Annotated in this window: 25 protein-coding genes; 3 read left to right on the top strand and 22 right to left on the bottom strand. The window is 55.8% G+C overall.

Going from position 1 to position 26,469, the window contains the following annotated elements; translation table 11 throughout:
- The coding region (locus C0V97_RS07550; RefSeq protein WP_199751706.1) for a flagellin at positions 1-538 on the bottom strand (538 nt) is incomplete at its 3' end.
- Positions 539-1,176: 638 nt separating this feature from the next.
- On the opposite strand from C0V97_RS07550, the gene C0V97_RS07545 reads away from it, so the two are divergent.
- Positions 1,177-1,791: a MotE family protein gene (locus C0V97_RS07545; RefSeq protein ID WP_127102015.1), complete on the top strand. Its 615-nt coding sequence runs from the start codon at positions 1,177-1,179 to the stop codon at positions 1,789-1,791.
- Between the two features lie 147 nt (positions 1,792-1,938).
- The gene (locus C0V97_RS07540; protein WP_127102014.1) at positions 1,939-2,292 is read left to right on the top strand and encodes a flagellar biosynthesis regulator FlaF; all 354 of its coding nucleotides are present in this window, start codon (positions 1,939-1,941) and stop codon (positions 2,290-2,292) included.
- Positions 2,293-2,335: 43 nt separating this feature from the next.
- Here C0V97_RS07540 and C0V97_RS07535 read toward each other — a convergent pair whose 3' ends face one another.
- The 20 genes from C0V97_RS07535 to C0V97_RS07435 form a co-directional block, all read right to left on the bottom strand.
- Positions 2,336-2,680 (bottom strand): hypothetical protein, encoded by a 345-nt coding sequence (locus C0V97_RS07535; protein WP_127102013.1) that lies wholly within the window; start codon positions 2,678-2,680, stop codon positions 2,336-2,338.
- A 115-nt stretch (positions 2,681-2,795) separates the two neighbouring features.
- Positions 2,796-3,356 (bottom strand): chemotaxis protein CheD, encoded by a 561-nt coding sequence (locus C0V97_RS07530; RefSeq protein WP_127102012.1) that lies wholly within the window; start codon positions 3,354-3,356, stop codon positions 2,796-2,798.
- Complete coding sequence (locus C0V97_RS07525) at positions 3,356-3,745, bottom strand: response regulator (RefSeq protein WP_023980065.1); 390 nt, start codon at positions 3,743-3,745, stop codon at positions 3,356-3,358. The genes C0V97_RS07530 and C0V97_RS07525 overlap by 1 nt, the downstream gene beginning before the upstream one ends.
- A gap of 78 nt (positions 3,746-3,823) precedes the next feature.
- The gene (locus C0V97_RS07520; protein WP_127102011.1) at positions 3,824-4,864 is read right to left on the bottom strand and encodes a chemotaxis response regulator protein-glutamate methylesterase; all 1,041 of its coding nucleotides are present in this window, start codon (positions 4,862-4,864) and stop codon (positions 3,824-3,826) included.
- 2 nt (positions 4,865-4,866) lie between these two features.
- Positions 4,867-5,709, bottom strand: coding sequence for a protein-glutamate O-methyltransferase CheR (locus tag C0V97_RS07515; protein ID WP_127102010.1), 843 nt, complete (start codon positions 5,707-5,709; stop codon positions 4,867-4,869).
- A complete protein-coding gene (locus C0V97_RS07510) occupies positions 5,706-6,176 on the bottom strand; it encodes a chemotaxis protein CheW (RefSeq protein ID WP_127102009.1) in 471 nt (156 codons plus the stop codon). Before C0V97_RS07510 ends, C0V97_RS07515 begins: the two co-directional genes overlap by 4 nt.
- A 38-nt stretch (positions 6,177-6,214) precedes the next feature.
- Complete coding sequence (locus C0V97_RS07505; RefSeq protein ID WP_233582036.1) at positions 6,215-8,497, bottom strand: chemotaxis protein CheA; 2,283 nt, start codon at positions 8,495-8,497, stop codon at positions 6,215-6,217.
- A 27-nt stretch (positions 8,498-8,524) separates the two neighbouring features.
- Positions 8,525-8,908, bottom strand: a complete 384-nt coding sequence (locus C0V97_RS07500) for a response regulator (RefSeq protein WP_127102007.1) — start codon at positions 8,906-8,908, stop codon at positions 8,525-8,527.
- On the bottom strand, positions 8,905-9,195 hold the full coding sequence (locus C0V97_RS07495; RefSeq protein WP_127102006.1) for a hypothetical protein: 291 nt from the start codon (positions 9,193-9,195) through the stop codon (positions 8,905-8,907). The genes C0V97_RS07500 and C0V97_RS07495 overlap by 4 nt, the downstream gene beginning before the upstream one ends.
- Positions 9,195-10,706 (bottom strand): methyl-accepting chemotaxis protein, encoded by a 1,512-nt coding sequence (locus C0V97_RS07490; protein ID WP_158625371.1) that lies wholly within the window; start codon positions 10,704-10,706, stop codon positions 9,195-9,197. The genes C0V97_RS07495 and C0V97_RS07490 overlap by 1 nt, the downstream gene beginning before the upstream one ends.
- Before the next feature lie 500 nt (positions 10,707-11,206).
- Positions 11,207-13,171 (bottom strand): methyl-accepting chemotaxis protein, encoded by a 1,965-nt coding sequence (locus tag C0V97_RS07485; protein ID WP_158625370.1) that lies wholly within the window; start codon positions 13,169-13,171, stop codon positions 11,207-11,209.
- Between the two features lie 724 nt (positions 13,172-13,895).
- On the bottom strand, positions 13,896-14,735 hold the full coding sequence (fliP, locus tag C0V97_RS07480; protein ID WP_233582035.1) for a flagellar type III secretion system pore protein FliP: 840 nt from the start codon (positions 14,733-14,735) through the stop codon (positions 13,896-13,898).
- Between the two features lie 384 nt (positions 14,736-15,119).
- Positions 15,120-15,479, bottom strand: a complete 360-nt coding sequence (fliN, locus tag C0V97_RS07475; protein WP_127102003.1) for a flagellar motor switch protein FliN — start codon at positions 15,477-15,479, stop codon at positions 15,120-15,122.
- A 3-nt stretch (positions 15,480-15,482) separates the two neighbouring features.
- Positions 15,483-16,226 (bottom strand): hypothetical protein, encoded by a 744-nt coding sequence (locus tag C0V97_RS07470; RefSeq protein WP_127102002.1) that lies wholly within the window; start codon positions 16,224-16,226, stop codon positions 15,483-15,485.
- A complete protein-coding gene (locus C0V97_RS07465) occupies positions 16,226-17,275 on the bottom strand; it encodes a flagellar motor switch protein FliG (protein ID WP_233582034.1) in 1,050 nt (349 codons plus the stop codon). Before C0V97_RS07465 ends, C0V97_RS07470 begins: the two co-directional genes overlap by 1 nt.
- Positions 17,272-18,945, bottom strand: coding sequence for a flagellar basal-body MS-ring/collar protein FliF (fliF, locus tag C0V97_RS07460; RefSeq protein WP_127102001.1), 1,674 nt, complete (start codon positions 18,943-18,945; stop codon positions 17,272-17,274). Before fliF ends, C0V97_RS07465 begins: the two co-directional genes overlap by 4 nt.
- A gap of 626 nt (positions 18,946-19,571) precedes the next feature.
- Positions 19,572-20,315 carry a flagellar basal-body rod protein FlgF gene (gene flgF / locus C0V97_RS07450; RefSeq protein ID WP_127101999.1) on the bottom strand — a complete coding sequence of 248 codons (744 nt, stop codon included), beginning with the start codon at positions 20,313-20,315 and terminating at the stop codon, positions 19,572-19,574.
- Between the two features lie 75 nt (positions 20,316-20,390).
- On the bottom strand, positions 20,391-20,798 hold the full coding sequence (gene flgC / locus C0V97_RS07445) for a flagellar basal body rod protein FlgC (protein WP_127101998.1): 408 nt from the start codon (positions 20,796-20,798) through the stop codon (positions 20,391-20,393).
- Positions 20,799-20,820: 22 nt separating this feature from the next.
- Complete coding sequence (locus tag C0V97_RS07440; RefSeq protein WP_127101997.1) at positions 20,821-21,231, bottom strand: flagellar basal body protein; 411 nt, start codon at positions 21,229-21,231, stop codon at positions 20,821-20,823.
- A gap of 144 nt (positions 21,232-21,375) precedes the next feature.
- Positions 21,376-23,547 (bottom strand): hypothetical protein, encoded by a 2,172-nt coding sequence (locus C0V97_RS07435; RefSeq protein ID WP_127101996.1) that lies wholly within the window; start codon positions 23,545-23,547, stop codon positions 21,376-21,378.
- A 1,227-nt stretch (positions 23,548-24,774) separates the two neighbouring features.
- On the opposite strand from C0V97_RS07435, the gene C0V97_RS07430 reads away from it, so the two are divergent.
- Positions 24,775-25,578, top strand: coding sequence for a response regulator transcription factor (locus C0V97_RS07430; protein ID WP_127101995.1), 804 nt, complete (start codon positions 24,775-24,777; stop codon positions 25,576-25,578).
- 84 nt (positions 25,579-25,662) lie between these two features.
- Here the strand turns inward: C0V97_RS07430 and C0V97_RS07425 are convergent, their stop codons facing one another.
- Complete coding sequence (locus tag C0V97_RS07425) at positions 25,663-26,433, bottom strand: flagellar hook assembly protein FlgD (RefSeq protein ID WP_127101994.1); 771 nt, start codon at positions 26,431-26,433, stop codon at positions 25,663-25,665.
- Positions 26,434-26,469 lie beyond the last annotated feature (36 nt).

The following is a 26,469-nucleotide window of genomic DNA, read 5'->3' as shown; positions in this document are numbered from 1 at the left end:
AGCCGCCCATGTAAGAAGCGATTGCTGCGTTGAAGCCCGTGATGGTGGTCTGGTCACCCTGCAGACCGGTGATGTAGCTCAGATTGTTGGATGTAATGCCCAGGCCATCGCTGGTGCTGCCCGAGATCAGGTTGACGCCGTTGAACGTGGCGTTACGCGCGATGGTGTCGATCTGCTGAAGCAGGCCGGTGATCTGCGTGCCGATCTGATCGAGAGCGGCCGGGCTGCCCTGGTTGTTGCCAAGGGTGGTGACGGCGTTCTGCACGCTGTTGAGCACGCTGATGATCTGGTTGACGGCTGTGCTCGTCGAGCTAACGGTCTGAGCGGCAAAGGAAAGGCCGTCATTCACGGCGGACTGGCCGGAGACGTTGCCCTGCATCTGCTGCGCGATGCCGTAAGCTGCCGCGTTATCTGCAGCGCTCGACACCTTCAGGCCGGTCGAGATGGTGTTTTCTGCATTGCTCAGAGCGGTCTGGGTAGCGTTCAGGGTCTGAACGGCGACCATCGCCGAGGCATTGGTGTTGATTGAAAGGCTCATCGAGTTTCTCCTGGTGCTCGCCCAGATATCGGGCCACGCAACCACCATAAAAACCCGAATGGATAAGAGAAGATTACCAGAATTCGCGTGACGTGAAACCGTGGCGGAAAAAAAGCGGTCTGATGCTCAGGCGAGTTTCCCCATGTTGCGCAGCCCCAGATGGGAGCGCTCAGAAACTGCTTGCCAAATCACGTTGCCGTAACTATCACGTGATCGTGGTGTCATGGATATGTCGACGTTCTGCGGGCATTGTAACGGACGGCTAATATATGTCATCGCTAAGTATATATTAACTCGAATACATTAATGGTTCTTTCAAGCTCAGAGACTTAATAACTTACTTATATTTGGGTTACATGGCGATGCCAAGACTGCCTTTGGGACGTTTGCTCCATATTTCGACTGTGTTCATGACCCTTGCGCTCGCAATGAATGTGCATGCGCTTGCCAGTCGCATGGGGCAGGATGAGCGGCCAGTTCAACCTGAAAATTCGGACCCGGGGATGGCGCCCAGCAAGGTGCCCACGGGATCAACCAGGGCTCGAGAGAATACTCTCGAAGCCGCGGCAAACGTGGGGCGCAAAGATGGTTGGCAGGCAATCCCAGTCGTGAGCCAAGGGCCAGCCCCTGGAGATGATATGGTGCCGGTAGATGCAGCTTTTCTCAATAACGACGCTCCTGCCTCGTCGTGTGTCGCAACGCCTTGCGTACCGGGCAGTATCGGCGAAACGACAGGACCGACCAAAGAGCAAGCCCAGGCGGAGCTGGTAAAGCGATTGCTCTCGCGTCAGGGTTCGATCGAAGACGAGCAACACAGGCTGGAAGAACAGAAGCACGTTTTGGACTCCGCGCGTATCGCTCTTGAGGACAGGATGCGTGCAATCGATAATTCGATGGCAGAGCTTGCGGAGAAACAGGCGCAGCATAAGGAACTGATGGTGGCGGAGACGTCACGACTGGTAAAAATTTATGAAGAAATGCCTCCACGGGAGGCTGCTGCCGTCTTCAATATCATGGATATCCATGTCTTGGTGTCGATTGCAAACAGCATGAATCCGAGGAAAATTTCAGCCATCATGGGCTACATGTTTCCGGAGCGAGTTAATACAGTATCGCAATATCTGGCCGGAGTGCGGAGCTTCCGTCCCAATCGTACGACGCCCGACAGTATGCTCGGTCATGCACCGAGTGCAGGGGTTCTTTCATGGCTACCAAACGTTCCCGCAGACCGTAGTCCAAGTGCGAAAGAGTAGACCTTGCTACCGCTGTCAATTCGAGCGTTACGATGCCCCGACGTGCGATATTGTCTGATGGCGGTATGTGCGCGTTGCAGGTTATCGTGCCCGTTATCAGCTGTGCGATCGTCTTTGATATCATAGACATGTTGGGATAGGTTCGAAATGCACCCTGGGTTGCGCGCCTACAAAGCCGTTGCAGATACAAGCATGACGGGCAGAGAGGCGGAGATCGCTTGCTTCACCATGATGATTGATGAGTTGAGCAGGGCCGAACAAGACGCATCAATGCGTATGAAGGCTCTGGATCGCCATCAGAAACTCTGGTCCCTCATAATGAAAGCGAACATCATAGATAGCGGGTTAACGCCCGACGAGGAGCGGGCCTTGATCATCGATCTCGCCGATAAAGCGCAGAGATACGGCATCCAGGCAATCCTCGATGACCGTCTGACGCTGAATCCTCTGATCGATATTGCGCAGGATGTCCTTGATGGCCTGACGGGTGTGGCGGGTTGAGGGACCGTATCCTTCTCTGCCCCACCCTCCTGGGTCTCTTCGCTTAGAAAAAATCCACCTCGCCGACAGAAGAGGGCGGCTCGCTCGTCTTGCCGGTGAAAAGGCCGCGCACACTGCCAAGCTGCACATTTTGGAGGAGCGAATCCAGGCTGACTGGCCTGTCGCCATTATGACAGGCCGTGTCCATGAAGTTGCGCAGAATGATCGTAATTGCATCCACAAATTGTGTCGCATGGTCGAGCTTCTGCAGATTCCTGATCTCACTTTCGTGAAAACTCGTATTCAGAGCAGACCTCTCGATCGCCGCCTGCACGCTTAGGAGATCACCATGTGTGATAACAAGCTGCGCAACGATATTGGAAATGACTTCGCGGGGCTCGGTGTTCATCGATTACATGATTCCCAAGTGACGTGGGGGAGGAAGCAATCCGTAAGGGGCGGCTTCCAGGTGCAAAGAGGCGACGCCGGATAGCGGGTAAATGATGAGCATGGGCGCAACCGAGCTAGAAGAGTTCGACATGTGCAACTTCGCTCATCTTCCACTTCTTCTCGTAGGCGGCCTCTTTTTTGTTATATGCTTGTTCTTCCACGCTAATAGCGCGGCCATCTTCGACGAGGTTTTGCTGTGCCTTTCCGGTCGCTGGCCAAAAGCGTATACGTCTGGCCTGAGTGCCACCGAGGCTCTGTGCTATGCAGGATATACGTTCGTCGGCCAGATAGCCGATGACAAAAACCGCGTTCTCATGACCAATCTTCCCGAGTGAGGGCACGATCGCTGCTCCGCCGAAAGCTTTGCACAAAAGCCGGTCACGTTTCCCACCAGAAGTGAGAATGCCATTTATGAGCTTTTCCATCGCGTTGACGCCGAAGCGGAGCGCGGTGTTGTTGTCGCATCCTTCTCCCGTCGGCAGGAGGAAGTGATTCATGCCTCCTATCCGGGCGATTGGATCGTACATGCAGACGGAGATGCACGACCCGAGCAGGGTCGTGAGCAGGGTATCGCTCCCGCTGGAGATGACGACCTCACCCTGAATGACGGTTTGAGCCTGCATCGGTTGCTGCATCAGGTAATAGGCCCGAAGACCTTCTCCAGTACTTCGCGAAGTTTCGCGACGGTGTAGGGTTTTGCAAGAAAATTATTGACGCCAGCCTTGATCGCTTCCTGCACAAGGTCTCGGCTGGCTTCGCTCGTTAAGATCACGAAGGCGGTCTTTTGGGTTTTTGGATTTTCGCGCACTGCGCGGAGCAGAGCCAAACCATCCATGACTGGCATGTTGAAATCAGATATCACGAGATGTGTAGGGTTCTGGCCCAGATACTCCAGAGCTTCCTTGCCGTCCTTACGTTGGGCCACCTGTGTGAAACCAAGTTGCGCCAGATTATTAGCGAGAACCTGGCGTATGGAGGCCTGATCATCGACGATCAGAGCTCTAATTTGAGAGGCAGCGGGCATATCAGGTCCTTAGAGCTTCGCGCGGAGGGAAATAACGTGATGCGGCTTGATGACTTGGAGGTGTATTTGAAGGAGAAATCATCGTATTCGTGCGGTCATCGCAGCATGACTGATTTGGCCGAGCGGTACGATCTGCGCGGCACCCCCAATTTCAGCCGCGACACGAGGCATCCCGTATACCACCGAAGTGGCTTTGTCTTGCGCAATGGTCCAGGCGCCTGCGCGGCGCATGGAGAGCAACCCCTCGGCACCATCCTGCCCCATACCGGTCAGGATGATTCCAAGCGCCGCTTTGCCAACCTGTTCCGCAACCGAGTCAAAAAGCACATCGACTGAAGGCACGTGGCCGCTGACCGGGGGCCCCGAATGCAGCCTTGTCGTCACCGCGCGATCCTTTGTAGCCACTGTCATATGACGCGTCCCCCCTGGCGCTATTCTAACATCGCCAGGCCCGAGGGTCTCGCGATCTTGCGCCTCGCGAATGGTTAGTCCCCCGATTTTTTTATCAAGGCGAGTTGCAAAGCTCGCTGTAAAAAACGCTGGCATGTGCTGACATATGACGATGGGAGGACTAGAGGCGGGGAAGCCGCTTAGAACCTCTTCCAGCGCCTCTACACCTCCTGTCGAGGAGCCGATTGCAATGACCGAGAATTCCTGCGCCCAGCCTCTAGGCTCAGGCGTCATCCTTACCGCCGAGAGCTCTTTGACACGCGTTTCAGGCTTGGACTTCGCTGCCTGGCGGACAATTCCTGGAAGGCCGGAATAGGCGTTCACACCCGGTGCAGATGACATGGCTTTCGGAAAACAGTCGAATGCACCCATCTGGAGCGCGGTGAGCGCCAGTTCGGCGTTTCGCTCGGTCAGGCTCGAGACCATGACGACCGGGATCGGTCGCAGCCGCATGATTTTGTCCAGAAACTGGAGCCCATTGATGTTGGGCATTTCGATATCGAGCGTGATGACGTCGGGCTGTTCCTTGATGATCATGTCCTTGGCCTCGAGGGGGTTCGAAGCCTCGCCTGTAATCACGAGGTCAGGATGACCTTGGAAAGCGTGACGGATCATCGCACGCGCTGTACGCGAATCATCGACTACGAGGACCTTCACCGGGGGGATCATGCTCAGCCCTCCTTTCTGTAAATGGTCGGTGCAATATTCACCAGGCCGCATTGCGTGGCGTTTGCCACGCGTTCGGAGTGACCAACATACAGGAAGCCACCCGGCTCGAGGCGTTCGGACAAACGCGCCCATAATGCTTCCCGAGTTTCGTCATCGAAATAGATGACGACGTTTCGGCAGAAGATGACGGAAAAACTGCCCCGAAACGGCCAGGGAGCATTCAGGTTGAGCACCTTGAAACTTGGTAACTTACGTAGAGAAGCGCTGAAGCTCAGTGACCCAGCGCCATCGTCCTCCAGATAGAGTCCGCGCTCCCGCTCGGGAATTCCCTCCAATTCGTCTCGCCCGTAAATGCCACCGGCCGCCCGCGCTACAACCTCGCTATTGATATCTGTGGCGAGGATACGAAAATCGTAGTTCCCGATTTCCGGGAAGCTGCCCTCCACCGTCATGGCGATACTCCAGGGCTCTTGTCCAGTAGAGCACGCTGCTGACCATATGCGCGTCTTTTTTCCCTGGCGAAGCACTGGGATCAACGACGGCATAACCTCAGTACGCAGATGATCGAAATGATTTCTTTCCCTGAAGAACCCTGTCACGTTCGTCGTAATGGAACAAATGAGTTTCTCCATCTCGACTGTGCCCGAAGGACTGGTTGTAAAGGCGAGATAGTCACTGAAGCTCGCCATCTGCAGTTCTCGGACGCGCCGTGAAACACGCGCATAGACGAGCGCCTTTTTTGTATCAGGGAGGCAGATACCTGCCTGTTCTTGCGCGATCGCCTGAAGACGCCGGAAATCAGCATCAGTGTATTCCGGAGCGGAGAGGGTGATCGGTGTCGTCATTCTTTCGGAGATTCGCCAACGAGTTGCTTCACGACCGTGTCCAGCTTCAGGATGCCGATCATCCTGTTATCGACGAGCACAAGACCATGAAGGCATCCTCCCTCGTCAGACGTCGGCTGGATGTCGGTCGACTTGATATCGGCGAGGTCGATCACCCTGTCGACGAGGAGGCCATAGACAACCCCACCCCGGGATTCGACGATGACCACCACACGTCGAGCGTTTTCGAGTTCCGGTGCGATGTTCAGATAGGCGGCCAAATCGATGACAGTCAGAATAATCCCGCGCAGATTGATCGCGCCGCACACGTAAGCGGGGGCGAAAGGAAGCGTCGTAGTCTTTTCGAAGCCTCTGATTTCACGGACACTAAGTATCGGTATGCAGTATTCCTGCGCGCCGACCGCAAAGACGATCATCTTGATGGATGCAACGTTTTGCCCGTCGATTGTTGCCAGCTGGTCGGTCATCGGAGATTCCTGATTGATACTGAGCATTTCTTGATGGCCTAGGCTACGAGCTCGGAAAGACCGAGCATTGATTTGTTTTCCGTTTGGCTGAGCGCCGCTGCTATCAACGCGGAGACGTCCAGAATGAGAGCAACGCTTCCATCTCCGAGGATCGTGGCTGCCGAGACCCCAAATATGTGCCGGTAATTCTTTTCCATACTTTTAATGACGACCTGCGTCTGTCCGCAGATTTCATCAACGATGAGCGCAGCTCGACTACCGGACTCATTCTCAACGACAAGCACCACAGCGCCCTCAAGTGTTCCTTGCTTGCGAGGCGCTGCGAGGCCGAGTGTTGCGGCTAGCGGCAGGAGGGGAATACACTCCCCGCGCTTGGAAATGATATTCGTGCCGTCAGGCAGGGCATAGATATCGCCTTCGCTCACGATGATTGCTTCCGATACTGCCGAAATCGGGATCACCATCGTCGTATCGGCTGCGTTGATCAGCATCCCGTCAAGAATCGCCAGGGTCAGCGGCAGGCTCAGGCTGAATGTTGTCCCTCTGCCCGACACGCTGCTGATAACAACGCGGCCGCCGAGGCTCATGATCGCCTGCTTGACGACATCCATTCCGACACCGCGCCCGGAAAGATCGGAGACCTCCGATGCGGTAGAGAAGCCCGGAGTGAAGATGAGATTGTTGATTTCGTCTTCGCTCAGTGTGGCATCTGGCGGGATGATGCCTCGCTTCACCGCCGTCTCGAATACACGCTGCTGATTGACGCCTGCGCCGTCATCTCTGATCGTGATCAGAATACGCCCAGACCGGTGTTCGGCGGAGAGCGTAATATGGCCCTCCGCAGACTTGCCAGAGGCGATACGGTCCTCACGTTTCTCTATGCCGTGATCGACCGCGTTACGCAGCATATGGGTGAGGGGAGCTGCAAGTTTCTCGATAAGGGTTCTGTCAACTTCAGTATCCTCACCCTCAAGTACGAGATTCACCGCCTTCTGCGTCATCGCGCTTGCTTCACGTACGACCCGTTGCATGCGCTGGAAGACGCTTCTCACGGGCTGAGCGCGCACCGACATGACCGCGTCCTGTATGTCACGGGTGAGGGTTTGCATGCCCTCAATGCTCTGAATGAGTTCGTGATGCCCCGAAACACCGCTTTTCTGACAAAGAGACTGAACCGCCGCCTGCGCGATAACCAGCTCACCGACAAGATCCATCAGGTCGTCCACACGGGAAAGATCAACGCGGATCGAGGCTGACTCGGTCTTGCGTGCGGTTGCAGCCTGAGGCTCGTCCTCTTTAAGTGTCTGGGTCGCGGATGCGATCGCTTCGAGTATCTTTTCGGCAGGTGGCCTTGAGTCGATGGCCCTTAGCTGAGCGCCGGTACCAACGCTAGGACGCGTAACCGGGACGATTGCAAGTTCTTCGGGAGGGTGGCTCTCTGAAGATGTGCCCGAACTTTCACTGACGCTCTCGAGCGATTCTGCAAATTCGGGTAAGTCCTCTCCTGGGATAAGTGAGGCGTCATCACGTTGTATCGCAAACGTGCAGCTATCGATCACCCAGTCGAACGCGTCGCGGATCGTCCCCTCATCGACGGCGAGCGGAAGCAGGATATCCCAACGAAGATAGGACTTTTCGACATCCATGGTCTCTAGGCTCGGCAGAGCCTCGGAATTACAGAAAATTGACGCCGCTTCGCCTTTTTCTTTCGCAAGATTCGTGAGGGCGAGCAGAATGTTCCTGGCGTCGTCCCCGCAACCATACATCTCATCATGGGGATGAAAGGACACATGCCATCGGGCGGAGGAATCCACCGCTGAACTATCCATCCCCAGCTCATCGCCAAAATCGAACGCGACGGGCTCAAATTCCATCGGGACAGGACAAAAGCCTGAATCGATCGCGTTGTCATCGGCCTCGGAATGCGTGTCGGAGCCCCGAGGATCAGAGGCAATCACCCCCTGTAACTCGGCGACGCTCTCATCGACACGCGATGGGTCAACTGTGGTTCCGCCGCGGGCTTCGACCACAAGGTCGCTCAGAACATCCATACTTTTGAGAAAGACGGCAATGACATCACGCGTCGGCTCGATCCGCGCCGACCGGACGCCGTCGAGCGAATTTTCGAAGACATGAGCAAAGCGAACCAGGTTCTGAAGCCCGAACGAAGCCGCCCCCCCCTTGATGGAATGCACCGCCCGAAACACCGCGTTGACCGTGTCGTCCTCTGCACGGTCCGCATCAAGCGCAGACAGCCCGGATTCCAGCTCCTGCAGCTGTTCGTCGCATTCCTGGAAGAAGATTTCCAGGATTTCATCCATGTCTGAGCTCATGCTGACCCTGCTTTGTTATTCTGTGACGCGACGTATGGCTGAGACCAGACTCTCGGAATTGAAGGGCTTGATAATCCATCCCGTCGCTCCAGCAGCACGCGCACGGGCTTTCTTTTCCTGGTCGCTCTCGGTCGTCAGGACGATGACCGGTAAATGGCGGAAAGGCTCCATCTTGCGTACAGTCTCGATGACACCGAAACCGTCCATACGGGGCATGTTTATGTCTGTAATGATGACATTAGGAGCAGGGATAGCCGCCTCGAGAACACTAATCCCCTCTACCCCATCATTCCCCTGGATCACGTCGTATCCGGCGCCTTCCAGGGCTGTGCGCAGCATACTCTGCATTGTTCGCGAGTCGTCGATTGTTAGAACGCGCACAGTCTTCGTTTCTGTCATGATGAGGTCTCGCTGGGGATTGACGCAGTTTCCTGCAGGAGGGAGGACACGCCGAAGAGTGACAAGGCTTCGACCAATTTTTCAGAAGGGTTGATAATCGTTCGCTTGCTGGCCAGAAGAACCTGAAGACAGAGCCCTCCGAGATAGGTCACATCCGACCCGTCAAGAACCGCTCCGCTATCGATGCTGAGCTCATCGCGCAGCGCGCTCGCCGCCTTGGTGTCGAGGCGGGCAGGAAGCGTGAGCGGCGTATGCCCTGTTTGAGAAGCCGCGCGTGAATCTGGCATCAGAAATCCTCCCAACCCTGATCAGAAGAGGTGACCTGCAGCGCAGGCTTGGGAGGGGTCTTGATTGGAGGTTTGGGGGGGGAAGATGAGGCAACCGCGATAGGCCGCTTCGCTGTGGTGGGGGGCGGAGAGGGCACGGTGACGACGGCCGGTTTCGACACTGGCGGTTTTGGAGTAGGGGCTCTCGGGGCGAGGGCTTGCGGAGGCGAAGCAAGTCCGACATGAAAACGCCCGAGGGTCTGGGAGAGCGTGCGTGTCTCTGCCGTCAAGCTGTGGCTCGCTGCAGTTGCTTCCTCAACCATCGCGGCATTTTGCTGTGTAACTTGATCCATCTCGTTGATCGAGGTCGTCACCTCGGCAAGACGCGTCGCCTGATCACGCGTTGTCGTCGTCAATTCGTCGATACGTTGAGCGATGTTTGAGACGCTTTCTGAAAAATCACCCAGATACTCGCTTGTGCGTTGCACGAGCGTCACACCCCGGTCGACCTGCTCTGCCGAAACTGAGATGAGGCGCTTGATCTCATTGGCGGATTTTGCAGATTTTTCGGCGAGGGAACGCACTTCCTGCGCGACAACGGCGAAGCCGCGGCCCGCGTCTCCTGCCCGGGCAGCCTCAACACCGGCATTCAGGGCGAGCACATTGGTCTGAAAAGTGATGCCGTCGATCACCGAGATGATCTCGCTGATCGCCGCAGAGGATTTCTGGATACCATCCATTGCGATATTAGCGTCCGCCATGATCTCAGTCGCCAGCTTGACCTTTTCGAGCGTCTTTTTCGTTTCGAGGCTGGACTCAGAGCAAACATCGGCAGTCATCTTGATACCAGTGCTGATTGTCCGGACCGAGGCTGCCGCCTGGCCAAGGTTCTCGGCCTGACGTTCGGTCCTTCTGGCGAGGTCATCCGAAGCTGTGGATATCTCCGCTGCTCCAGTCGTGATGAACTCGGAGCTTTTCGCCATCGTCTGCAGGACGTGCTTCCAGTGTTGGCAGGCTTCGTTGAAAGCCTCGCGAACCGGGGCGAATTCTCCGGGAGCGGCATCTTGCGATATGCGATGCTCAAGATCGCCAGACGCTACAGTCTTCAGAGCAGCGGTGAGTGAGGAAGTCGCAGTGTCGACGGCATTCTGCTTTTGAATTGCCGCTGATTTGAGTTGCTCGATCTCGCCATCCAGATGATTTTTTTTGCTGGAGAGATCCGCTTGACTACGAAATTTGGCGTGCAGTCGATCGAGGATATCCACGAGCGAACCGCTATCGTCCCTGTTTTCGGAGAAGCGCGTGCGTGCGCGTGTCTCGTCGCGAAGTAGTGCTTCTCCGAAGGCACGGACTGCTTCGACAGGTGTGGCAATCGCCGAATTGAGGGTTTGCCACCCTGCCAGCACTGCAAGGCATGTAGCGGCTGTCAGCGCAAGCGATATTGAGAAAGATAGGCGGGTTAATCCCCCATCGAAGAACGCGATACTCTCAGCGAGTGCTGTCGCGATGAGAAGGAATTCGAAAGATAGCATGACCGCGCCAATCTTGGATCGGAATGATGCTTCTCGATAAAGCCAGGTCTTCATATCTTCCTACTTCTCGGGAATAAGTAAACAATATAATAATACGGCCGATGATTCGAAGTCATTTCGGCTTTATCTGACAGTTTCGTCGAATTTCGAGCGCCTTCGATTGCATTGCGTCAAGAAGCTAGACGCTCACACGAAGCCATTAAAAACAAGTTAAGCGCTCTGCCGGGGAGAGAGAGAAGTTGAAACTTTTCCAGAGTACCCTCTGCTGTTTTCGCGCAATGGCGGTTCTTCCGTGAGAGAGATAACAAGCGTCATGTCTGCAGGACGTATGCACATCTCGGCGTTGAAACCTCGGGAGAGGTCGCCGGGCGCGTTATGGCCGCCAGATATCTCTCGGCACCCGTGCTGGAGCAGCCCGTTGGATAGACGGTCCGAGACCAAGCGACCGCTTGGCCTCGTCGCCGCCCGAACGGGAAATTCGGCGCGAGAGCCGCCGCGCTCTAGAGAACGGCGCGGCTCCTCATAGGAAGTGAAAAACGCAAAATCAGGTGCAGCATCGAATGAGTTTCCTGGGACAGACTCCGGGAGGCGGTACGAGCGTCATCCGCGATCCCCGCATTTTGCTGCGTGGTTTGATCCATCACGCCGAGTGCCGAATCGACTTCTTTGAGGCTAACCGCTTGTTCACGCGCGTTGCGAACGATCGTGGTCAGCTTTTCCCCCATGGTGGTGACAAGAGCGGTGATCGTAGCAAGCGCGCGCTCAGTTTCATGGACACATTCGGCACCGGAGCGGATCTCGTCGGTTGTCTTTCCCACGAGTTCGCTCACATTTTTAGCCGCTTCTGCGCATCGTTGCGCCAGAGTCCTGACTTCCTCGGCAACGACGGCAAATCCGCGTCCGGCATCACCGGCGCGCGCGGCCTCGATGCTTGCATTGAGGGCGAGGACATTGGTCTGGAAGGCGATGTTCTCGATGATCGATACGATGTCCACGATTTGAGCAGAGCTGGTTTCGATCCGTTGCATGGCGTCACGGGTACGACGCATAATATCGGAGGACGCCTCTGCAGATTTGCACGCGTCGACGCCGATCGTTTGCGCACTCGTGATGAGTTCTTCCGAATGAGACGCGCTGCGCGCGATCTGACTAATTGCTGCAGTTGTCTGCTCGAGTGCGGCGGCTTGTTGCTCAGTACGCTGCGCCAGATTTTCGGCGCCGCCATGGACCACGTCGCTTCCGGCACGAATGGTCTGGGCCGCCTCTGATATGCCCTTGATGGTCTCGGCGAGTTCACTTATCGACCGATTGAAATCGGCACGCAGGACCTCGAACTCCTCGGGTAGAGGCTGGCTCAGCTCTGAGGCGAGATCGCCGCTCGATAGTGCAGCCAGAGCCCCCCCAATCTGTTCGATAACCTTTCTAATGTCCTCGAGCCTGCGCTCGTCCTGCTCATGGCGGCTTTGCTGCGATTGCTCATTAAGGCGTCGCTCTTGCGCGATAAGGATATCGGCTTCCTGCGCCTTGAGAAGGGAAGCTCGAAAGGCGTCCAGGCCCCTTGCGATAGCGCCGATCTCATCCTGGCGCCTCGTACCGAAAACGTGGTTCTGATATTTCCCCTCCTCCAGAGCGGAGACCGAGGCAATCAGACCGGTCAGAGGCTTGCTCAATAGTTTGTGGAAGATGACCCACATGAGCAGGAGTGAAACGGCGATTAGAACAATCCCGGGGATGACGAGCCAGAAGATCGTGTTCCGCACCGGAGCTGCAATCGCCTCGGCAGGAAGGTCGACGACGAGTGTCCAATAGGTGTCGAAGCCATCGACCTTGAGCGGGACGAGAATTCGGTCCGCGCTGCCTCCGTTGAAGCCCGGGATGACCGTAATACGGTGGGAGGTAAAGGCTTTGCCGAACGACCGCGCTGAGTCATCCCGGAAATGCTGCATAAGCAGCGCAGGCGTCGGGCTCACGACCCAGTAGCCTTGGCTGGAGAGGAGGGAGATCTTGGTGCCCGGCGCAATCTGGACGTCTTGAAGCATCGGAACGAGCCAGCCCAGGGGAATATCGGCACCCACAACCGCAATGCGTCTTCCGTCAAAGGTGATTGGAAATGTGGGGGAGACCATCGGGACGCCGGTATCGTGGTCGATATAGGGCTCGAGGCCGTCCGGCTTTCCCGTACTGATGATCGTTTTATAAAAGTCGCTGTAATGAGCGGAGGGCGTACGTATCACGATGCTACCCCGGTCATCGCGCACGACATACGGGAAAAATATTCCCTCAGGATTGGTCCCCGGGCCGCCCGGGATCTGTGTGCCGTCAAATCCGCGTGGAACCTCCTTGAAGTCCATGCCAAATATTGCGGGAAAACGCTGCATATCCTCGAGGAGGAGATCGACGATGAACTGTTTGGTCAATATCCCGGTCTTGTGGCCACTTTCAATGGTGCTCTGAATGCTGCGCATTACGACGCTTTGTTCAGCTATGGAGCGGGCAATTTTTTGGCCGAGTATTTGGCTTTTCTGAATGGCCTGCGAATATACCCTTTTCTCTACTTCCTTCTTCATCATGAACCCTGAAATCGATACTGCGACGACCTGGATGATGATGAAGCAGAGGCCGCAAGCGACCAAGATCTTGGTGGCCAAGTTGACTACAGGATGGTGAAACGATTTTTTGCGCACGATGACTGCTTTCCATATGTGACGGCACGTGGCTCATAGGAGGCGTAACAGCTGCCCCTGAAGGGCAGCGTTTGGTCGTTCGGTTCTCAGAGAGCGCGGTTTGGCGCCGATGCGAGCCATGTCTGCGAAAGGGCAGGTGCCTCGCATCGTTAGATTCAGGTTAATCAATCACGAGGCGTCTGTGACGTCAATATGTTCCGGATACGTTATATCGCACCGCGGGTGGTATTTTTGTGCGGTTTGGCAAAAGGGTAACAGGCGACGCGCACAATGCGGGCAATATTGTGGGCTGAGTGATCTACCCGGCCAGAACGCGAGCCAGATATACTGACCGCACGCCCATGGTACGTTTGCATGCGCTTCGGGGGCTTGACGACAAGTCACGTCCTGATGGTGGCAGTTTTGCGCGAACCGGAAGGATTCTCTTCCTTGCCACCAAAGTAATGCGCGAGCGCAACTCAGCCTCGATGCTTGTTTCTAGGCGCTCTCAACACGCTTGCCGGCTCTATGAGCCGAAACTGCGCACGAGCCCGCCTGCAACCATCTGCCAGCCATCGATCATGACAAAGAAAATAAGTTTGAACGGCAGGGAAATTGTCGCCGGTGGGAGCATCATCATACCCAGACTCATCAATACGCTGGAGGTGACGATGTCGATGATCAGGAAGGGCAGATAGAGCAGGAAGCCCATCTCAAAACCGCGACTCAATTCGCCGATCATGAAGGCAGGCATCAAGACGCGCCAGGGGGTTTCTGCCACATGAGCGACAGGGGACAAATTCGCGAGATGATAGAAAGTCGCGAGATCGGTCGGTCGGGCATGTGCGACCATAAACCCCCTGAACGGTTCGGCTGCCGCTTTGAGGCCGTCAATTTCGGAGAGGCTGCCGCTAATCATAGGCGCAATTCCCTGATTCCAGGATTGCTCGAACGTCGGCTGCATGACGAAAAAGGTCAGGAAAAGCGAGAGCCCGATGATAACTGTATTGGGAGGTGTGCCTTGCGCTCCAATCGCGCCCCGCAGGAGTGACAAAACAATGACGATACGTGTGAAGGCCGTCACCATCACCAGTAGACTGGGAGCCAGAGAAAGTAGGGTAATGAGCGCAGTGAGCTGGATCAGGCGACTAGTCGTGCCCGGTGTCCCCCCGGTACCGCCGAGGTCGAGAGAGAGGGACTGACCATAAGCTATGACGGGCGTACAGAGTACGAGCACTGTCAGGATGAAAAAGGGTAGCCGGAAGGAATGCCACTTACGCGCGCGCGAAGGTACGGCATATACCGTGCCGTGATCAATTGCGCTGGCACCGGAGGTCAGGAGCATTCCGCCGAAGGGATGGATCATTGGTTCAACTCGGCGGATGGGGAGGACTCGGGATACAGGGCCTCATTCATGCTCGCAGCGGGCGGGGTCACTACGCGAGCCTCTTCGTCGAGCCAGCCGATGAAGAGATCACTGTTAGGACCTGTCAAGATAAGCCCACGTCGCTCCGAGCAGGAAAAGATCGTCAGGCGCCGCTTCGGATCGAGGGCAAGGGTGTCGGTAACGTGCAGGCTCTTCGTTGATCTCCCGCGGCTCACCCTGGGCTCCAGATATTTAACAACGATCCGCATCAGAAAGATGAGCGAGATCACCAGCGCAAACGAAGCGCCGTAACCGAGCCATGAATATGGTGTCATGGGAGCGGCCGGCCCCATAGTTTGCTAGCGAGATGCGCAAACAGGATTCTCATTTTTGAGCGGAATTCGTCGAAGACAGAATCTCGGTCATTGTCACGCCGATATTGTTGTCGTCAACGACCACGAGCTCGCCTCGAGCGATTAGGCGGTTATTGGCGTAGATATCGACGGCTTCACCGAGCTTCTTGTTCAACTCGACCACGGCACCGCGACCCAGCCTTAGTAGCTGGCTTACGGGCATAGTGGCTGTGCCGATCACCGCTGTGATCTTGACCGGAATGTCATAAACCGCATCGGTGTGGGGGGACGGTGATACACCAGAGACTGGCGCGTCAGACGCCGTTTCTGGAGTGTCGAAGGATTCCGAAGTGAAGTCCTCTAGTCCGATCATTCCGTTTTCTGCGCTCATGATTTACAGTCCGTCTGCCATCTTGCGTGTTTTTGTGTCTGGACGTGAGAGAGAAGTTACGGAGGCTAAAACCTTCTCCACAGCTCTTCTGCGCCATTCGTCCGGATCGAGAACGACCATGTTTGTTTCAGTGCTGATTCTGATACGTGACTCTTCAGGAACAGCACAAGGCGTGAAGCTAATTTTGTCGGGATAGGCGAGGGCGCTTCTGATTAGGGCCTCGTCAGACGCTGTGCAGGATACTGTGACCTCGGATCCGTAACCCGTAATCAGGTCTATCGCATCCTGCACCAGATCACGATGCATACCGCGTAGCACGTCGGGAGGAAGCCGCGTCAGGGCGCCGACTACGTCGATCACGGTCTGCGCGAAGAGCTCTCCTGCGCGTTCCGCGAGGAGGGCGTTTCGTGCGCGCTCGTTTTCTTCGTCAAGTGCCATTTCAGTCAAGGCTGAGGAAAAAGAAGCTTCGGCTGCAAGCCGTGCTGCAGTCGCGCCTTCACTGCGTCCAGCTTCGAAGGCAGCCTGAGTCAGCGCCTCGATCTCATCTCGAGGAAGGGAGACCAGCGGACTCGTTTGTGTGGCTGGGATATCCAGCTCATCGTTGGTGGGGGTGTGAATGGGCGCAGGGGGAGGCGGCTTCGCATTGAAGTCGACAAGATGACGAGCGAGGGGCGCCTGCAGAGCGCTGACTGCCCTTGGCGTAGGCTCGCTACATGACTTCAGGGAGAAGGGTACAAATTCAGACATCAGGAAATAAATTCGTCAGTGCCAGAGCTATCGCTGATATCGATTTCTCCCGCATTGACCAGATTTTTTATCGTCATGACAATTTCCGCCTGTGCTGCCTCAACTTCCTTCACGCGCACAGGGCCAAGGGAGGCGATTTCTTCAAGCAGTATATTACCAGCCCGTTTCGACATACACTGGAGAAACAGCTTGCGCTCGCTATCCGTTGCGCCTTTCAAGGCAACAGGTAGGCGATCGCGATCCATCTCGTTGACAACCCGCATGAGCGATTCCTGCGAGAGGCGGGATATATCCTCGAACGTGAACATGAGCGCTTTGACCTTCTCCATATCCTCATGACTCTGCTGATCCATGAGCTCTGTGAGACGTGTCTCGGTCTTCCTGTCAAAATTATTGAAGACTTCAGCCAGAAGCTCGTAGCTGTCACGCTTGGAGGACCTGCCGAGGGAAGAAATGAATTCTGACCGCAATGTTGCCTCGACGCTCTCGATCACTTCGCGTTGCACCGTTTCCATGTGCAGGATGCGCATCATGACGTCTGTCGCATAATCCTCAGGTAAGAGGGCGAGAACACGCGCCGCATGGGCCGGCTGCAAGCGGCTCACAATGACCGCCGCAGTTTGAGGGTATTCGCTTCGCAGATAATTAGCGAGGATTGACTCCTGTACGTTGGCCAACTTGTCCCACATATTGCGCCCGGCAGGTCCACGGATCTCATCCATGATCTTCTCGACCTGATCAGGGCTGAGCGAACGGCGCAGGAAGGCCTCGGTCGTCTCGAAGGTTCCGACCAGACCATCGGCAAGCTCGAAATTCTCTATGAATTCCTTACACACCATCTCGACCATCGGGGCTCTGACCACGCCTAGTCCTGCCATAGCTATCGAGATGTCACGTATCTCGTCCTCATGCAGGGACTGCATAAGAGAAGCGCTTCTATCGCGACCGATAGCCATGAAGAGGATCGCCGCCTTCTGCTTGCCCGTCAGGATGAATTCTGGTTCGGCAGGGGCGGGTGATCCCGTATCAGGGGGAGGCATGACACTCATGAAGGGGCTCCCTGTCGTGGCTCGGGCGATTCAAGCCAGTTACGGATGATCCCGAGGCTGCCCTCAGGATTCTGGTCAATACGATCAGCAACTTTCGCAATGGTTCCTGCACGGGCCTTACCCTCGATCCCATCGATCGAGACAGTCTCCGCGTCGTTGCGAAGCGCCAGGCTGTTGCCATTGTTTTGTCCGAGCGCGGAATGGCCTGAGTCGTTATCCAGAAAAGCGTTGGAAGCGCCGTTGAGTGCCTCAAGATGGGTCGGCCCTGGCCTGGAGAGGGCAGGGAGAACACCGCTACCACTCCCACGTCGAAGCAGAGGCCTAAGGGCAAAGAAGCCGGCTCCGAGCGCGAGCAAGATCGGTATGACCCATTCGGCGAGATAGATCAGGTGATCGCGAGAAAAGAAACCTGGGGCACTGGGGAGGGGCTCGACACCCCCGTCTGGCATGAAGCGCATGGAGACCACTTCAACCTGATCGCCGCGCGCTTTGTCATATCCCACGGCTGTCTTGACGAGGGTTGTGATTCGCTCGATTTGTGCGGCATCGAGTGGCTTCCATATCTCGGCGCCACTCTTGTCTTTAGCATAGGAACCATCAACCATGACGGCCATGCTGACACGCGAAACGCGTGGATGGGTCTGATTGACGACCCGCACGCGTTTGCCGATTTCGTAGTTGTTCGTCTCTTCGTCTCGCGTATCGCTGGACCCGCTTTTGTTGGACTGCCCAGCGTTCGCATTAGGAAGATTATTGGCAACGGATGTATTGGGACTCGACTCTGTGTTGACGCTCTTGTCCGAGCTCGTCTGCTGTGATCTCAAAACCTGCTGATTGGGGTCGAAGCTCTCTTCGGTCTCATGGACCTCATCCGTATTGATGGTCACCGCCGCGCGAGCGCGCACATGCGCGGTTCCTAATGTCGGGACAAGCATGTCCTCGACTGACTGGGAAAGCCGGGTCTCCTCGGCATGTCGGAACTTCTCGAACGCGTTTTCCTGGCCATCTTCGCTATTAGGCTCACCGGGCTTCGCCAGCACGTCTCCCCGTGTGTCGACAATCGAGATTGATTGCGGTCTCAAGCCAGGAACGGCTGCGGCAACGAGGTTCTGAATTGCTTGGATGCCGTCAGGGGCGATGCGCCCCGCGCGCCCAATGTCAATCACGACACTTGCCTGAGACGGATTAGTCTGTACCGAAAACAGGTCGCGATGAGGAAGTACAAGATGGACACGCACATTGCGTACGCCCTGCAGGAGTCGGATCGACCGCTCGAGTTCGCCCTCAAGGGCACGCGTTTCGTTGATGTTCTGCTCGAACTGTGTACTTGTCAGCGTCGCGCTCTTATCGAAGAGCTCATAGCCGACGCTCCCGCCATTCGGAAGGCCGTCCTTGGCCAGAAGAAGGCGCGCCTTCGCGACTTGATCCGAAGGGACATAAAGACTGGTGCCATCCGGAGAGGTTGTGCTCGGAATATGCGCTTTGGTGAGATCCTCAACCATTCTGGCGGCTTCGTTGAGGTCCAGGTTACCGTAAACAAGGGCATTCGGCTGGCTGGAGCCACCGATCATCAGATAGCCGAGGAGCCCAAGCACGAGCGCTCCGGCCATGCCAAGCGCGATAAGGCGGTTGCGCCCAAGGCCTTTCAGGGATGAGATAAGATTTTTCATCAATTATGGTCGTCAGTCGCGGTCGATTATTTCAACAACTGGCACCGTCAATCTCCATTGCTCTTTATTCAATTTCTAGTTCTATCCGCAGTCGATTGCGTTGACGAAGGTTCTAAATGACGAACGTAATATTCAGGCGGTTGGTAAAAGCACGCGTCAGCCGAAAGGATGATGGACGGTTCAGGGCATATAGGCATTTGTCGGCGGCGTCTCTTTGAGCGGCAGGTTGAGGCGATTGGCGTTCTGATCTTGGGTAAGACCCGTGGGACCCTGCGCAACCTGTCGAGCCACATTGGGCATGAGGTCGGGTCTACTCCAGCAATCCACCCCGTTCCAGCTCTGTGTGCAGTATGGTTGGGGCGCCGGGGGGCGTTCCGCAGGCGCACACCAATCCTCGCCCTGTTGTATATACCCGGCATTACACTCACGCCCTGTGAGGTGGCGGGCGACATCGTCCACGGCGCATGCAGAGAGCATGAGGCATGACATGCCGAGCATAAAGACGCACCGGATGCCTCTACCGCTAAGCACTGAGAAGGGGTGACGCATCGCGGTCCTTGCTGGAAGTCGTGAATTGTTGCAGTCGAACCGGGAGTCAAAAGAGACCCTGTCATCACGGTTCGGATTTAGCTCGTTGGTTCAGCGGCTATTTTGTCGATGGCGTTCATGCCACGCGTGGTTTCGGTCTGGATAAGCTGGAAAGTAAGGTCGTAGTCGCGCTGGATTTGAACCAGGCGGGTAGTCTCGGCGACGGCATTGACATTGCTTCCCTCGAGCATTGCTTGATGCAGCTCAGGATTGGGAAGCTGACGCGTAGGGGTGGTCGGCCGGAGGAGGTAGCTTCCCTCCGCGATAAGCGTCTGAGGATTATTCACAGTTACAATGCCGATCATCCCCAGAGGCCCATCCTCGGTCGAAATGGTCCCGTCCTTTGCAATCGAGAAATCGCCGCTCTCCTGTCGCAGCACGAGATTGCGCCCGTTATTATCGAGGACCGGATTACCCGCGCTGTCGATGATTGTGCCGTCCAGGCGCCGAGTGAACTGCCCATTTCGCGTGAGCCTTACGCCCTGTGTCGTACGCACCGAGAAATAGCCTTCTCCGTTGATCGCGACATCAGTGGCATTACCTGTGCTTCTCAACGGGCCCTGGACAAAATCGCGAAACGTCGCCTTGTCCTCTGTATAGGCTTGCTCACGATCACCCGGAATTTGCCCAGAGCCCTTTTGATGCACGAGGTACTGCGAAAAGAGCTCTCGCGACCCCTTGAAGCCGTCTGTATTTTCGTTGGCCAGGTTATTCGCAGCGACGTCGAGCTCACGCTTGAGGACATCGATACGCGACAAAGCAATATAAGCGGTACTATCCATGACGCACGATCTTCCCTTGAGATTGAGGCAGTGTAGGGGGAAGGTGTAAGGAAAATACTTCCAATAAGACTGCCATTATTTCATCAAATTAATGGTTCGCGTGAGCATGGAGCGTGTCACCTGCATCGCGTTGAGGTTAGCCTCATAAGAATGCTGCGCCTCATGCGTATCCATGATTTCGGTCATTGCATCGACATTGGGAAGCTTCACAAGCCCATTCCGATCTGCGGCGGGATGAGACGGATCGTAATGTGTCTCAAAAGAGGACTGATCTTCACCAATCTCTTTGACCGACACAGAAGACACACCCGTATCGCGGTTGAGGATTTCCTTGAATGTGATGGTTTTTCGACGATATGGGTCGGAACCCGGTGTCGAGCCCGTCGTTTCAGAGTTAGCCAGATTTTCGGCCGCAACCTGCAGTCGCTTTGCCTGCGCCTGCATCCCGGACGCTGAAATTCCGATCGTATCTGAGAAATTCATTTTTTACCTCATGGACCCGGGGTCAGGATGAACCAAGCGCAAGCGAAAACATCGACATATAGGTGCTGTAGGCATTCGTCGCCATGCGCTGTTGGTCGTCAGTCTGAGCAATCTTCACGAGCTCACCTTCCAGATCGACGCGGTTGCCATCAATCGACATGCTTCCCTCAGTCTTGCCCGTACCTGATTGACTCGTCGCTCCGGTCAAATGCGCTGAATCTGTGCGGGATAACGGCACGGACATCTGATGCGAAAGTGCGCTTTTGAAATCTGGCAGATCGCGAGCTACATAGCCTGGAGTATTGGCGTTGGCGATATTGCCCGCAATCAGTGACTCTCGCGACTGCAACCACTGCATGCGCTGCTTGGCGAGGTCGAGGACATCTGTTCCCTTGTCCACGCCAGTCGAAGGCGTTGATAGTGCTTGGAGCATTAAATTCTGCCCTTCGTTATGCAACCGTGATGACGGCAAATGGCATTATCAGAATGTCCGAAACTGTAGAATGAAATCGGCTGCGAGAGAAGCACAACTGCGGTCCGTAACAAAAAAAATCCCCTTCTGGTTCCAAAGCGATGCTCATCGCTGTGCTTCCGTCGTAGGGGAACCGGATTGAGTCAATAACGCGAATATCCTGGCCTTCGGGCCAGTCATCTCACGCGCGGTAACGCGGTCCGTCAGCCATTTGAGGGTCGCGATGTCCCCGGCGCGGGCCGCATCTGAAGCTAGTCTTAGGGCTAGATCCTGCTGAACATCCGACAGTGTCCCCCCGGCGGGAAGCTCGGTTTGCGCGATAGCCTGAAGCTCATGGCTCGCAGAGGTCCAATCGGCTTGGTTTTCGAGCATTCTGACCCGCATCAGCTTCGCTGAGGTGCTTTGCGCAGCCTTCAGTATGCTCAAGCTTTGCGCTTTATCCCCGTTCACTAGCGCGATTTCAGCGCGTGCTACGTCACGCTGCGCTTTGATTTCGGGAGAAATCGACGGCATATCGGTGGCGTCGAGTGCAGCGGAGGCCTTGGCGGCATTTTTCAGTTGAAGATAGGCTCGCGCAAGAGCGAGGCCCGCTTCTGCTTTATTCTCCGGGCCAGTCAGACCAGGGATCGCGGTCTCCAGGGCTTGGCTCGCATCATCAGCAAGCCCCAGCGAGAGCAGAAGCTTGCCGTAAGCAGCCTTCAGGAGTGACGAGTCCGGGCCTGCTGGCAGCAGCGCGATATGGGATTTGATCAGCGCGGCATTGCGAAGGGCTTGTTGATTGTCCTGTCCATGCGCGCCGGTTTCTGCCAGGCCCTTCAGCGCTGCGATGAGATCCGCGTTACGCCTTTTTGAATACGCCGAGGGACCGTCCGGCGGTGCGCCTTGGTCGATCATCAAGGCCGCGCTTTGCCATTCGCCCGCTTCCAAAAATGCTTCTGCCTGCGCGAGGCGTACTGGTGCTTCACGTCCGGCAAGGCGGGCGTCGAGAATAAGCGCGTCAAGCGCGTGGATTGCCTGATGAGGCGTCAGCTTTCCTTGCGTACGATCAAGCAGGATCAGTCGCTCGGCGGATTTTTCGGCGATAACAGGGTCACGGTCCGACCTGAGACGATCGAGCGTTCGCCGCGCGGCATCGGTTCTTCCGATCCGTATATTCGCAAGCGCGCGTGCGAACTGAAAATCTGCCTCTTGTGGCAACGTATTCAGACTTGGTAGATCACTCGGACTTGCCTCGCGCGCTATTGCCTCTGCGGCGCGCGGCAGAAGGACCGTGCGCACGTGCCGCGGATAACTCCTCAATCTATCGAGATCGAGCGCGAGACGATGCAGGCTAGAAGCGTCACTTTGCTCAGTGCGCGCCAGATAGAGGGCGCGCCAGAGCTGCGCGGCGCGTTGCTGGCTTTCTGGCCAAGGGCCATCGAGCGCCGATGCCTCTTCCAGATCATCGTTCATCAAGGCTGTGGCGGCGGAGAGGAATCGAATTTCAGGACGTCCAATTTCTTCCGGATCGTCTCGAAGCGCGACGGCTAGAATACCACGCGTCTCTTTGAACGCTCCCATACTAAAGGCCGCTTGCGCCTCCTTCACGCGACTATTGAAGCGTGCCGCCGGGCTAGAATCTGCGGCGGCTAGAAAGGAAGAGTGAAGTCTCTCGCGGAGCCCTGTATCGGCCAAATCCTGAAGAGCCAGCCACTTCAGATCGATATCGTTCGCGTATACCGCCCGACCGTCATCTATCATACGGTGGCCATCTCGATTGAGAAGAAGGCCGGATGGGACAGCTTGAAGGGTGACATCATCATCCCGCGAAGCGACCACGACGCCCTCACTCGTGGGCCATACATCATATCCGGGCGCGCGGCGCATCGAGGCGATTCCTCCATCGTCCAGGAGAGATGTGCCGACTAAAAGCCGCCCGCCAGAGCTTGGGTCGGCGATCGAAAGGACGCGACCGCTACGGCGCATCGGATAAAGGATGCCGGTCGGAACCGAGATGGGATTCAACGCCCGGCGGTCTCGTTGTGCGGCATCGACGGGCGGTTGGAGGCCCAGAACCCATCCGTCGCTTTGCTGGGAAAGATAGAGAGGGCGGGTGTCACCCTTGCGCAGCTGGATCACGGTCGCATCAGGCAAGACACTGACGCTCAGTGATGCGAAGATACCGTCTCCGTGTATCGCAGAGGTATCCATCGGGATCGCGTTATCAATGAGGATTATGAACCGATCACCGCTCTCGAAGGCAGCAATGCCGGCTTTGGCGGGGATCGGAAGCAGCACCCGGCTCTGTGAGGACGCGGACATTGAGAGTGTCGGCTCAGGTCGGGTACCTCCCACGTCAGACGCGCCATGCGGCGCAGATTCGCTCGAGGGATGAGGCGATGTATTCCTGCTAGACGCCGAGGTGGTAGGCGGGGGAGGGTCCAAGAAAGTGGCGCGCCAGGACGACGGCAAACCGTTCACGAGATCGCTGCCAGAGACCTGATTGGTGCCACCGTCCGGCTGCGCAATTGCAGCGGGCGTTGACCCGGGAACGGGATTCGCGCGGGCTTCCCTGTGATGGGCTGCCGAACGGGTTGGGCGGGCGTCGCTGGAAGACGTAGCTGCGTAAAAGCAGACAAGCGCTACGGGGGGCAGCCAGGGAAAATACCTGGCAAAACTCAGGGGAGAATAAATCACTTTCCAGCTTGACCTAAAAAACAAGCCTTTGCCTCTCCGATATGCCTGTCCGTACACATGTGTTTCACAGGCTCCGCCCCGACCGCAGCAACTGCAGGTCAGGCGAGCAAGTTCAGGATCTGACTGAACGTCGAACTGCCCGTGGCGGAAACGTTGGTTCCGTTACTGTCGGCTTGGGTCGTCTCTGCTGCAGCGTTTCTGATATTTCGATGGGCCATGGCTGACGGGCCGCCATGGCGGCTCACCTCATAAGAAGCATGGGCGTTAGAACTTGTCGCTTTTAGCAAAGCGGCTGAGACCGAAGAGGCGGCTGCGATATCTGACATGTTAAACCTTTTTTGAAATCTGGCTCCGCAGCGAAAAGCGGCGATTTTCTTACAGCGATCGAGACCCGGTCTGACCGTGTGGGCTCATTATGAAGCAAGTATGTTTCATTAACGTTAAAATCTTTTGAATCGTTTGCAGGGCAGTCCGGTGGCTCCTAGACGTTGGATTAGCACGTTTTTTTTCGTCGAGCAGATATTTTTTGCGAAATATTTCCTATTTATGCGCAAGGTCAAGGATGATCGTTAACGATCCTTGACGAATTGTCGATGCCAGTTTGCAACACCTCGAGAAAATCGGCAAAAAGCGGCCATGTTTTGTCACTGTCGGATGGTCGCATCAGTTTTTGCGTTGTAAGATGAGGCGAAATGCGGGGTGTTGTAAGTAAATAGAACTTAGCGAAAAATTAATTTTCGTTACCGACAGTAAACAACAAATACATGATCATATTTCTGGTCGCAAAAAACTCAACGCGAACTTTTGTGAATTATTGGTGGATAATAAATGCGCATATTATGTGTGGCTGAGAGCTCAGGTTTCAGCCGACCTAGTGTTGAGCTTGCAAAAGCTGCTATCGCGGGTTCGCTCTCGATCATCGTCAATGATTCCTCAGGGGTTGTGGAAACTCTACGTCGATCGCATTTCGACGTCGTTGTTTTGCAGCAGGCAGCGTCTGACACGCGCATGATCCGACAATTGCGCAAAGGGAAAATTGCGCTCCCGGTTGTCGTATTCCGCAAGATGACATCGGTAGAAGGGGAGGTTGAATTACTCTCCGCTGGTGCCGATGATTGCCTGAGCGAGGATACCGATCATACGGTCATTTTGGCCAGGCTTCGCGCTGTCATGCGGCGTGCTGGCGGGCATGACAGCCCCACGCTACAGATTGGACGGCTGTCCGTTGGCGTTGAAAGACGCGAGGTCCATATCGATAATACGGTCGTGCCTTTGACGCGCAAAGAATATGATCTTCTCGCGCTTCTGGCGATGCGGAAGAACCAAGTCTTAAGTAAAGAGGTCCTCCTGGACAGTCTTTATAGTGGTGAGGACGAGCCTTTCGGCAAGGTCATTGACGTGATGATCTGCAAAATAAGGAAGAAGATCCGCGCACTCGGTATCGCCGAGCCATTCACAACGCAATGGGGTATCGGCTACCGACTTAATGAGGCCGCTTTCATGCCCGTCACTCTGACCTTGCCCAAGGAAGATTTGCAGGTGCGATCGGTATCCAAAGAGACATGCCTGCCGGTGATGGGGGGAATTCACATGCTGAATGCGATACTCCCGCCCGAACGCGCCAGGGGCTGAATTGTCGGAAATCGCTGCATCTTGAAGTAAACGCTCTGCTTCATTGAGGCATTCCGGTAAACACCGGAATGCCTATGCCGTTTCTCAGCTCTCCGCAGCGCTGGAGGTGCTGGTATCATCCGCGGCCGTTGTCGATGTTTTTCCGCTGAAATTGGTGATATTCGAGAGGGGAATGGTCGCAGCGCCCATTTGGATCTCAAGGTCAGAGCTGCCTTTCGTGACACCTGTGACGATGCCCTTGATGGTGAATGGCAAATCGGACGTGGTCCCAGTCGAATCGATGGTCTTGACTGCTACGCTGTATGCGCCGTCGGCAAGCTTGTTGCCGGAATTGTCTGTACCGTCCCACGTCCAGTTATTGGTGCCAGAGACGGACGTTCCTGTCTCGGTTTTTACGATCTTTCCGCTCGAATCACTGACAGCAATTGCGACGTTCTGGCCCTGCGTGGCGGTGAAGCTCAGAGATGCCGCGCCACTTTGCAGAGGCAAGGTCGTAGTTTTGGCTGTTGCCGTCTGACCGACCCATTGGCTGCCAGAGCTGAGCTGGCTACTTTCATTAAGTGAAATAAGAGAGGAGAGATTCGTGTTGGTCTGAACCTGCTGCTCCACCCCTGCGAACTGTACCAGTTCAGACGTAAAGGAGTCCGAACTCATTGGACTGCTGGGATCTTGATGCTGCAACTGGGTCGTCAAAAGGGTGAGGAAGGTCGTGTAGTTATTGGCCAAAGACGACAGGCCGAGCGCGGCGCTGGAACTCGAGGATGTGCCGGACGTCGTCGCATTGGCAGAGGCTTTTGCAGTGGCCTCCGCCGCTTGGATAAGTGCGGTTTGATTGCTGATCGATGAGGTTGCCACGTAGTTTGCCCTTTCCAGAATAGTGTAGAGTTCTCG

The organism is Asaia sp. W19 (assembly GCF_003994335.1).
GTDB lineage: Bacteria > Pseudomonadota > Alphaproteobacteria > Acetobacterales > Acetobacteraceae > Asaia.
This window is presented reverse-complemented; position numbering and strand designations above follow the sequence as displayed.

Excerpts from the sequence above, each read along its gene's own strand:
- C0V97_RS07545 (WP_127102015.1), top strand. The coding sequence starts at position 1,177 with ATGGTGCCGGTAGATGCAGCTTTTCTCAATAACGACGCTCCTGCCTCG.
- C0V97_RS07540 (WP_127102014.1), top strand. The coding sequence starts at position 1,939 with ATGCACCCTGGGTTGCGCGCCTACAAAGCCGTTGCAGATACAAGCATG.
- C0V97_RS07535 (WP_127102013.1), bottom strand. The coding sequence starts at position 2,680 with ATGAACACCGAGCCCCGCGAAGTCATTTCCAATATCGTTGCGCAGCTT.
- C0V97_RS07530 (WP_127102012.1), bottom strand. The coding sequence starts at position 3,356 with ATGCAGCAACCGATGCAGGCTCAAACCGTCATTCAGGGTGAGGTCGTC.
- C0V97_RS07525 (WP_023980065.1), bottom strand. The coding sequence starts at position 3,745 with ATGCCCGCTGCCTCTCAAATTAGAGCTCTGATCGTCGATGATCAGGCC.
- C0V97_RS07520 (WP_127102011.1), bottom strand. The coding sequence starts at position 4,864 with ATGATCCCCCCGGTGAAGGTCCTCGTAGTCGATGATTCGCGTACAGCG.
- C0V97_RS07515 (WP_127102010.1), bottom strand. The coding sequence starts at position 5,709 with ATGACGACACCGATCACCCTCTCCGCTCCGGAATACACTGATGCTGAT.
- C0V97_RS07510 (WP_127102009.1), bottom strand. The coding sequence starts at position 6,176 with ATGACCGACCAGCTGGCAACAATCGACGGGCAAAACGTTGCATCCATC.
- C0V97_RS07505 (WP_233582036.1), bottom strand. The coding sequence starts at position 8,497 with ATGGATGAAATCCTGGAAATCTTCTTCCAGGAATGCGACGAACAGCTG.
- C0V97_RS07500 (WP_127102007.1), bottom strand. The coding sequence starts at position 8,908 with ATGACAGAAACGAAGACTGTGCGCGTTCTAACAATCGACGACTCGCGA.
- C0V97_RS07495 (WP_127102006.1), bottom strand. The coding sequence starts at position 9,195 with ATGCCAGATTCACGCGCGGCTTCTCAAACAGGGCATACGCCGCTCACG.
- C0V97_RS07490 (WP_158625371.1), bottom strand. The coding sequence starts at position 10,706 with ATGCTATCTTTCGAATTCCTTCTCATCGCGACAGCACTCGCTGAGAGT.
- C0V97_RS07485 (WP_158625370.1), bottom strand. The coding sequence starts at position 13,171 with ATGCGCAGCATTCAGAGCACCATTGAAAGTGGCCACAAGACCGGGATA.
- fliP (WP_233582035.1), bottom strand. The coding sequence starts at position 14,735 with ATGATCCATCCCTTCGGCGGAATGCTCCTGACCTCCGGTGCCAGCGCA.
- fliN (WP_127102003.1), bottom strand. The coding sequence starts at position 15,479 with ATGAGCGCAGAAAACGGAATGATCGGACTAGAGGACTTCACTTCGGAA.
- C0V97_RS07470 (WP_127102002.1), bottom strand. The coding sequence starts at position 16,226 with ATGTCTGAATTTGTACCCTTCTCCCTGAAGTCATGTAGCGAGCCTACG.
- C0V97_RS07465 (WP_233582034.1), bottom strand. The coding sequence starts at position 17,275 with ATGAGTGTCATGCCTCCCCCTGATACGGGATCACCCGCCCCTGCCGAA.
- fliF (WP_127102001.1), bottom strand. The coding sequence starts at position 18,945 with ATGAAAAATCTTATCTCATCCCTGAAAGGCCTTGGGCGCAACCGCCTT.
- flgF (WP_127101999.1), bottom strand. The coding sequence starts at position 20,315 with ATGGATAGTACCGCTTATATTGCTTTGTCGCGTATCGATGTCCTCAAG.
- flgC (WP_127101998.1), bottom strand. The coding sequence starts at position 20,798 with ATGAATTTCTCAGATACGATCGGAATTTCAGCGTCCGGGATGCAGGCG.
- C0V97_RS07440 (WP_127101997.1), bottom strand. The coding sequence starts at position 21,231 with ATGCTCCAAGCACTATCAACGCCTTCGACTGGCGTGGACAAGGGAACA.
- C0V97_RS07430 (WP_127101995.1), top strand. The coding sequence starts at position 24,775 with ATGCGCATATTATGTGTGGCTGAGAGCTCAGGTTTCAGCCGACCTAGT.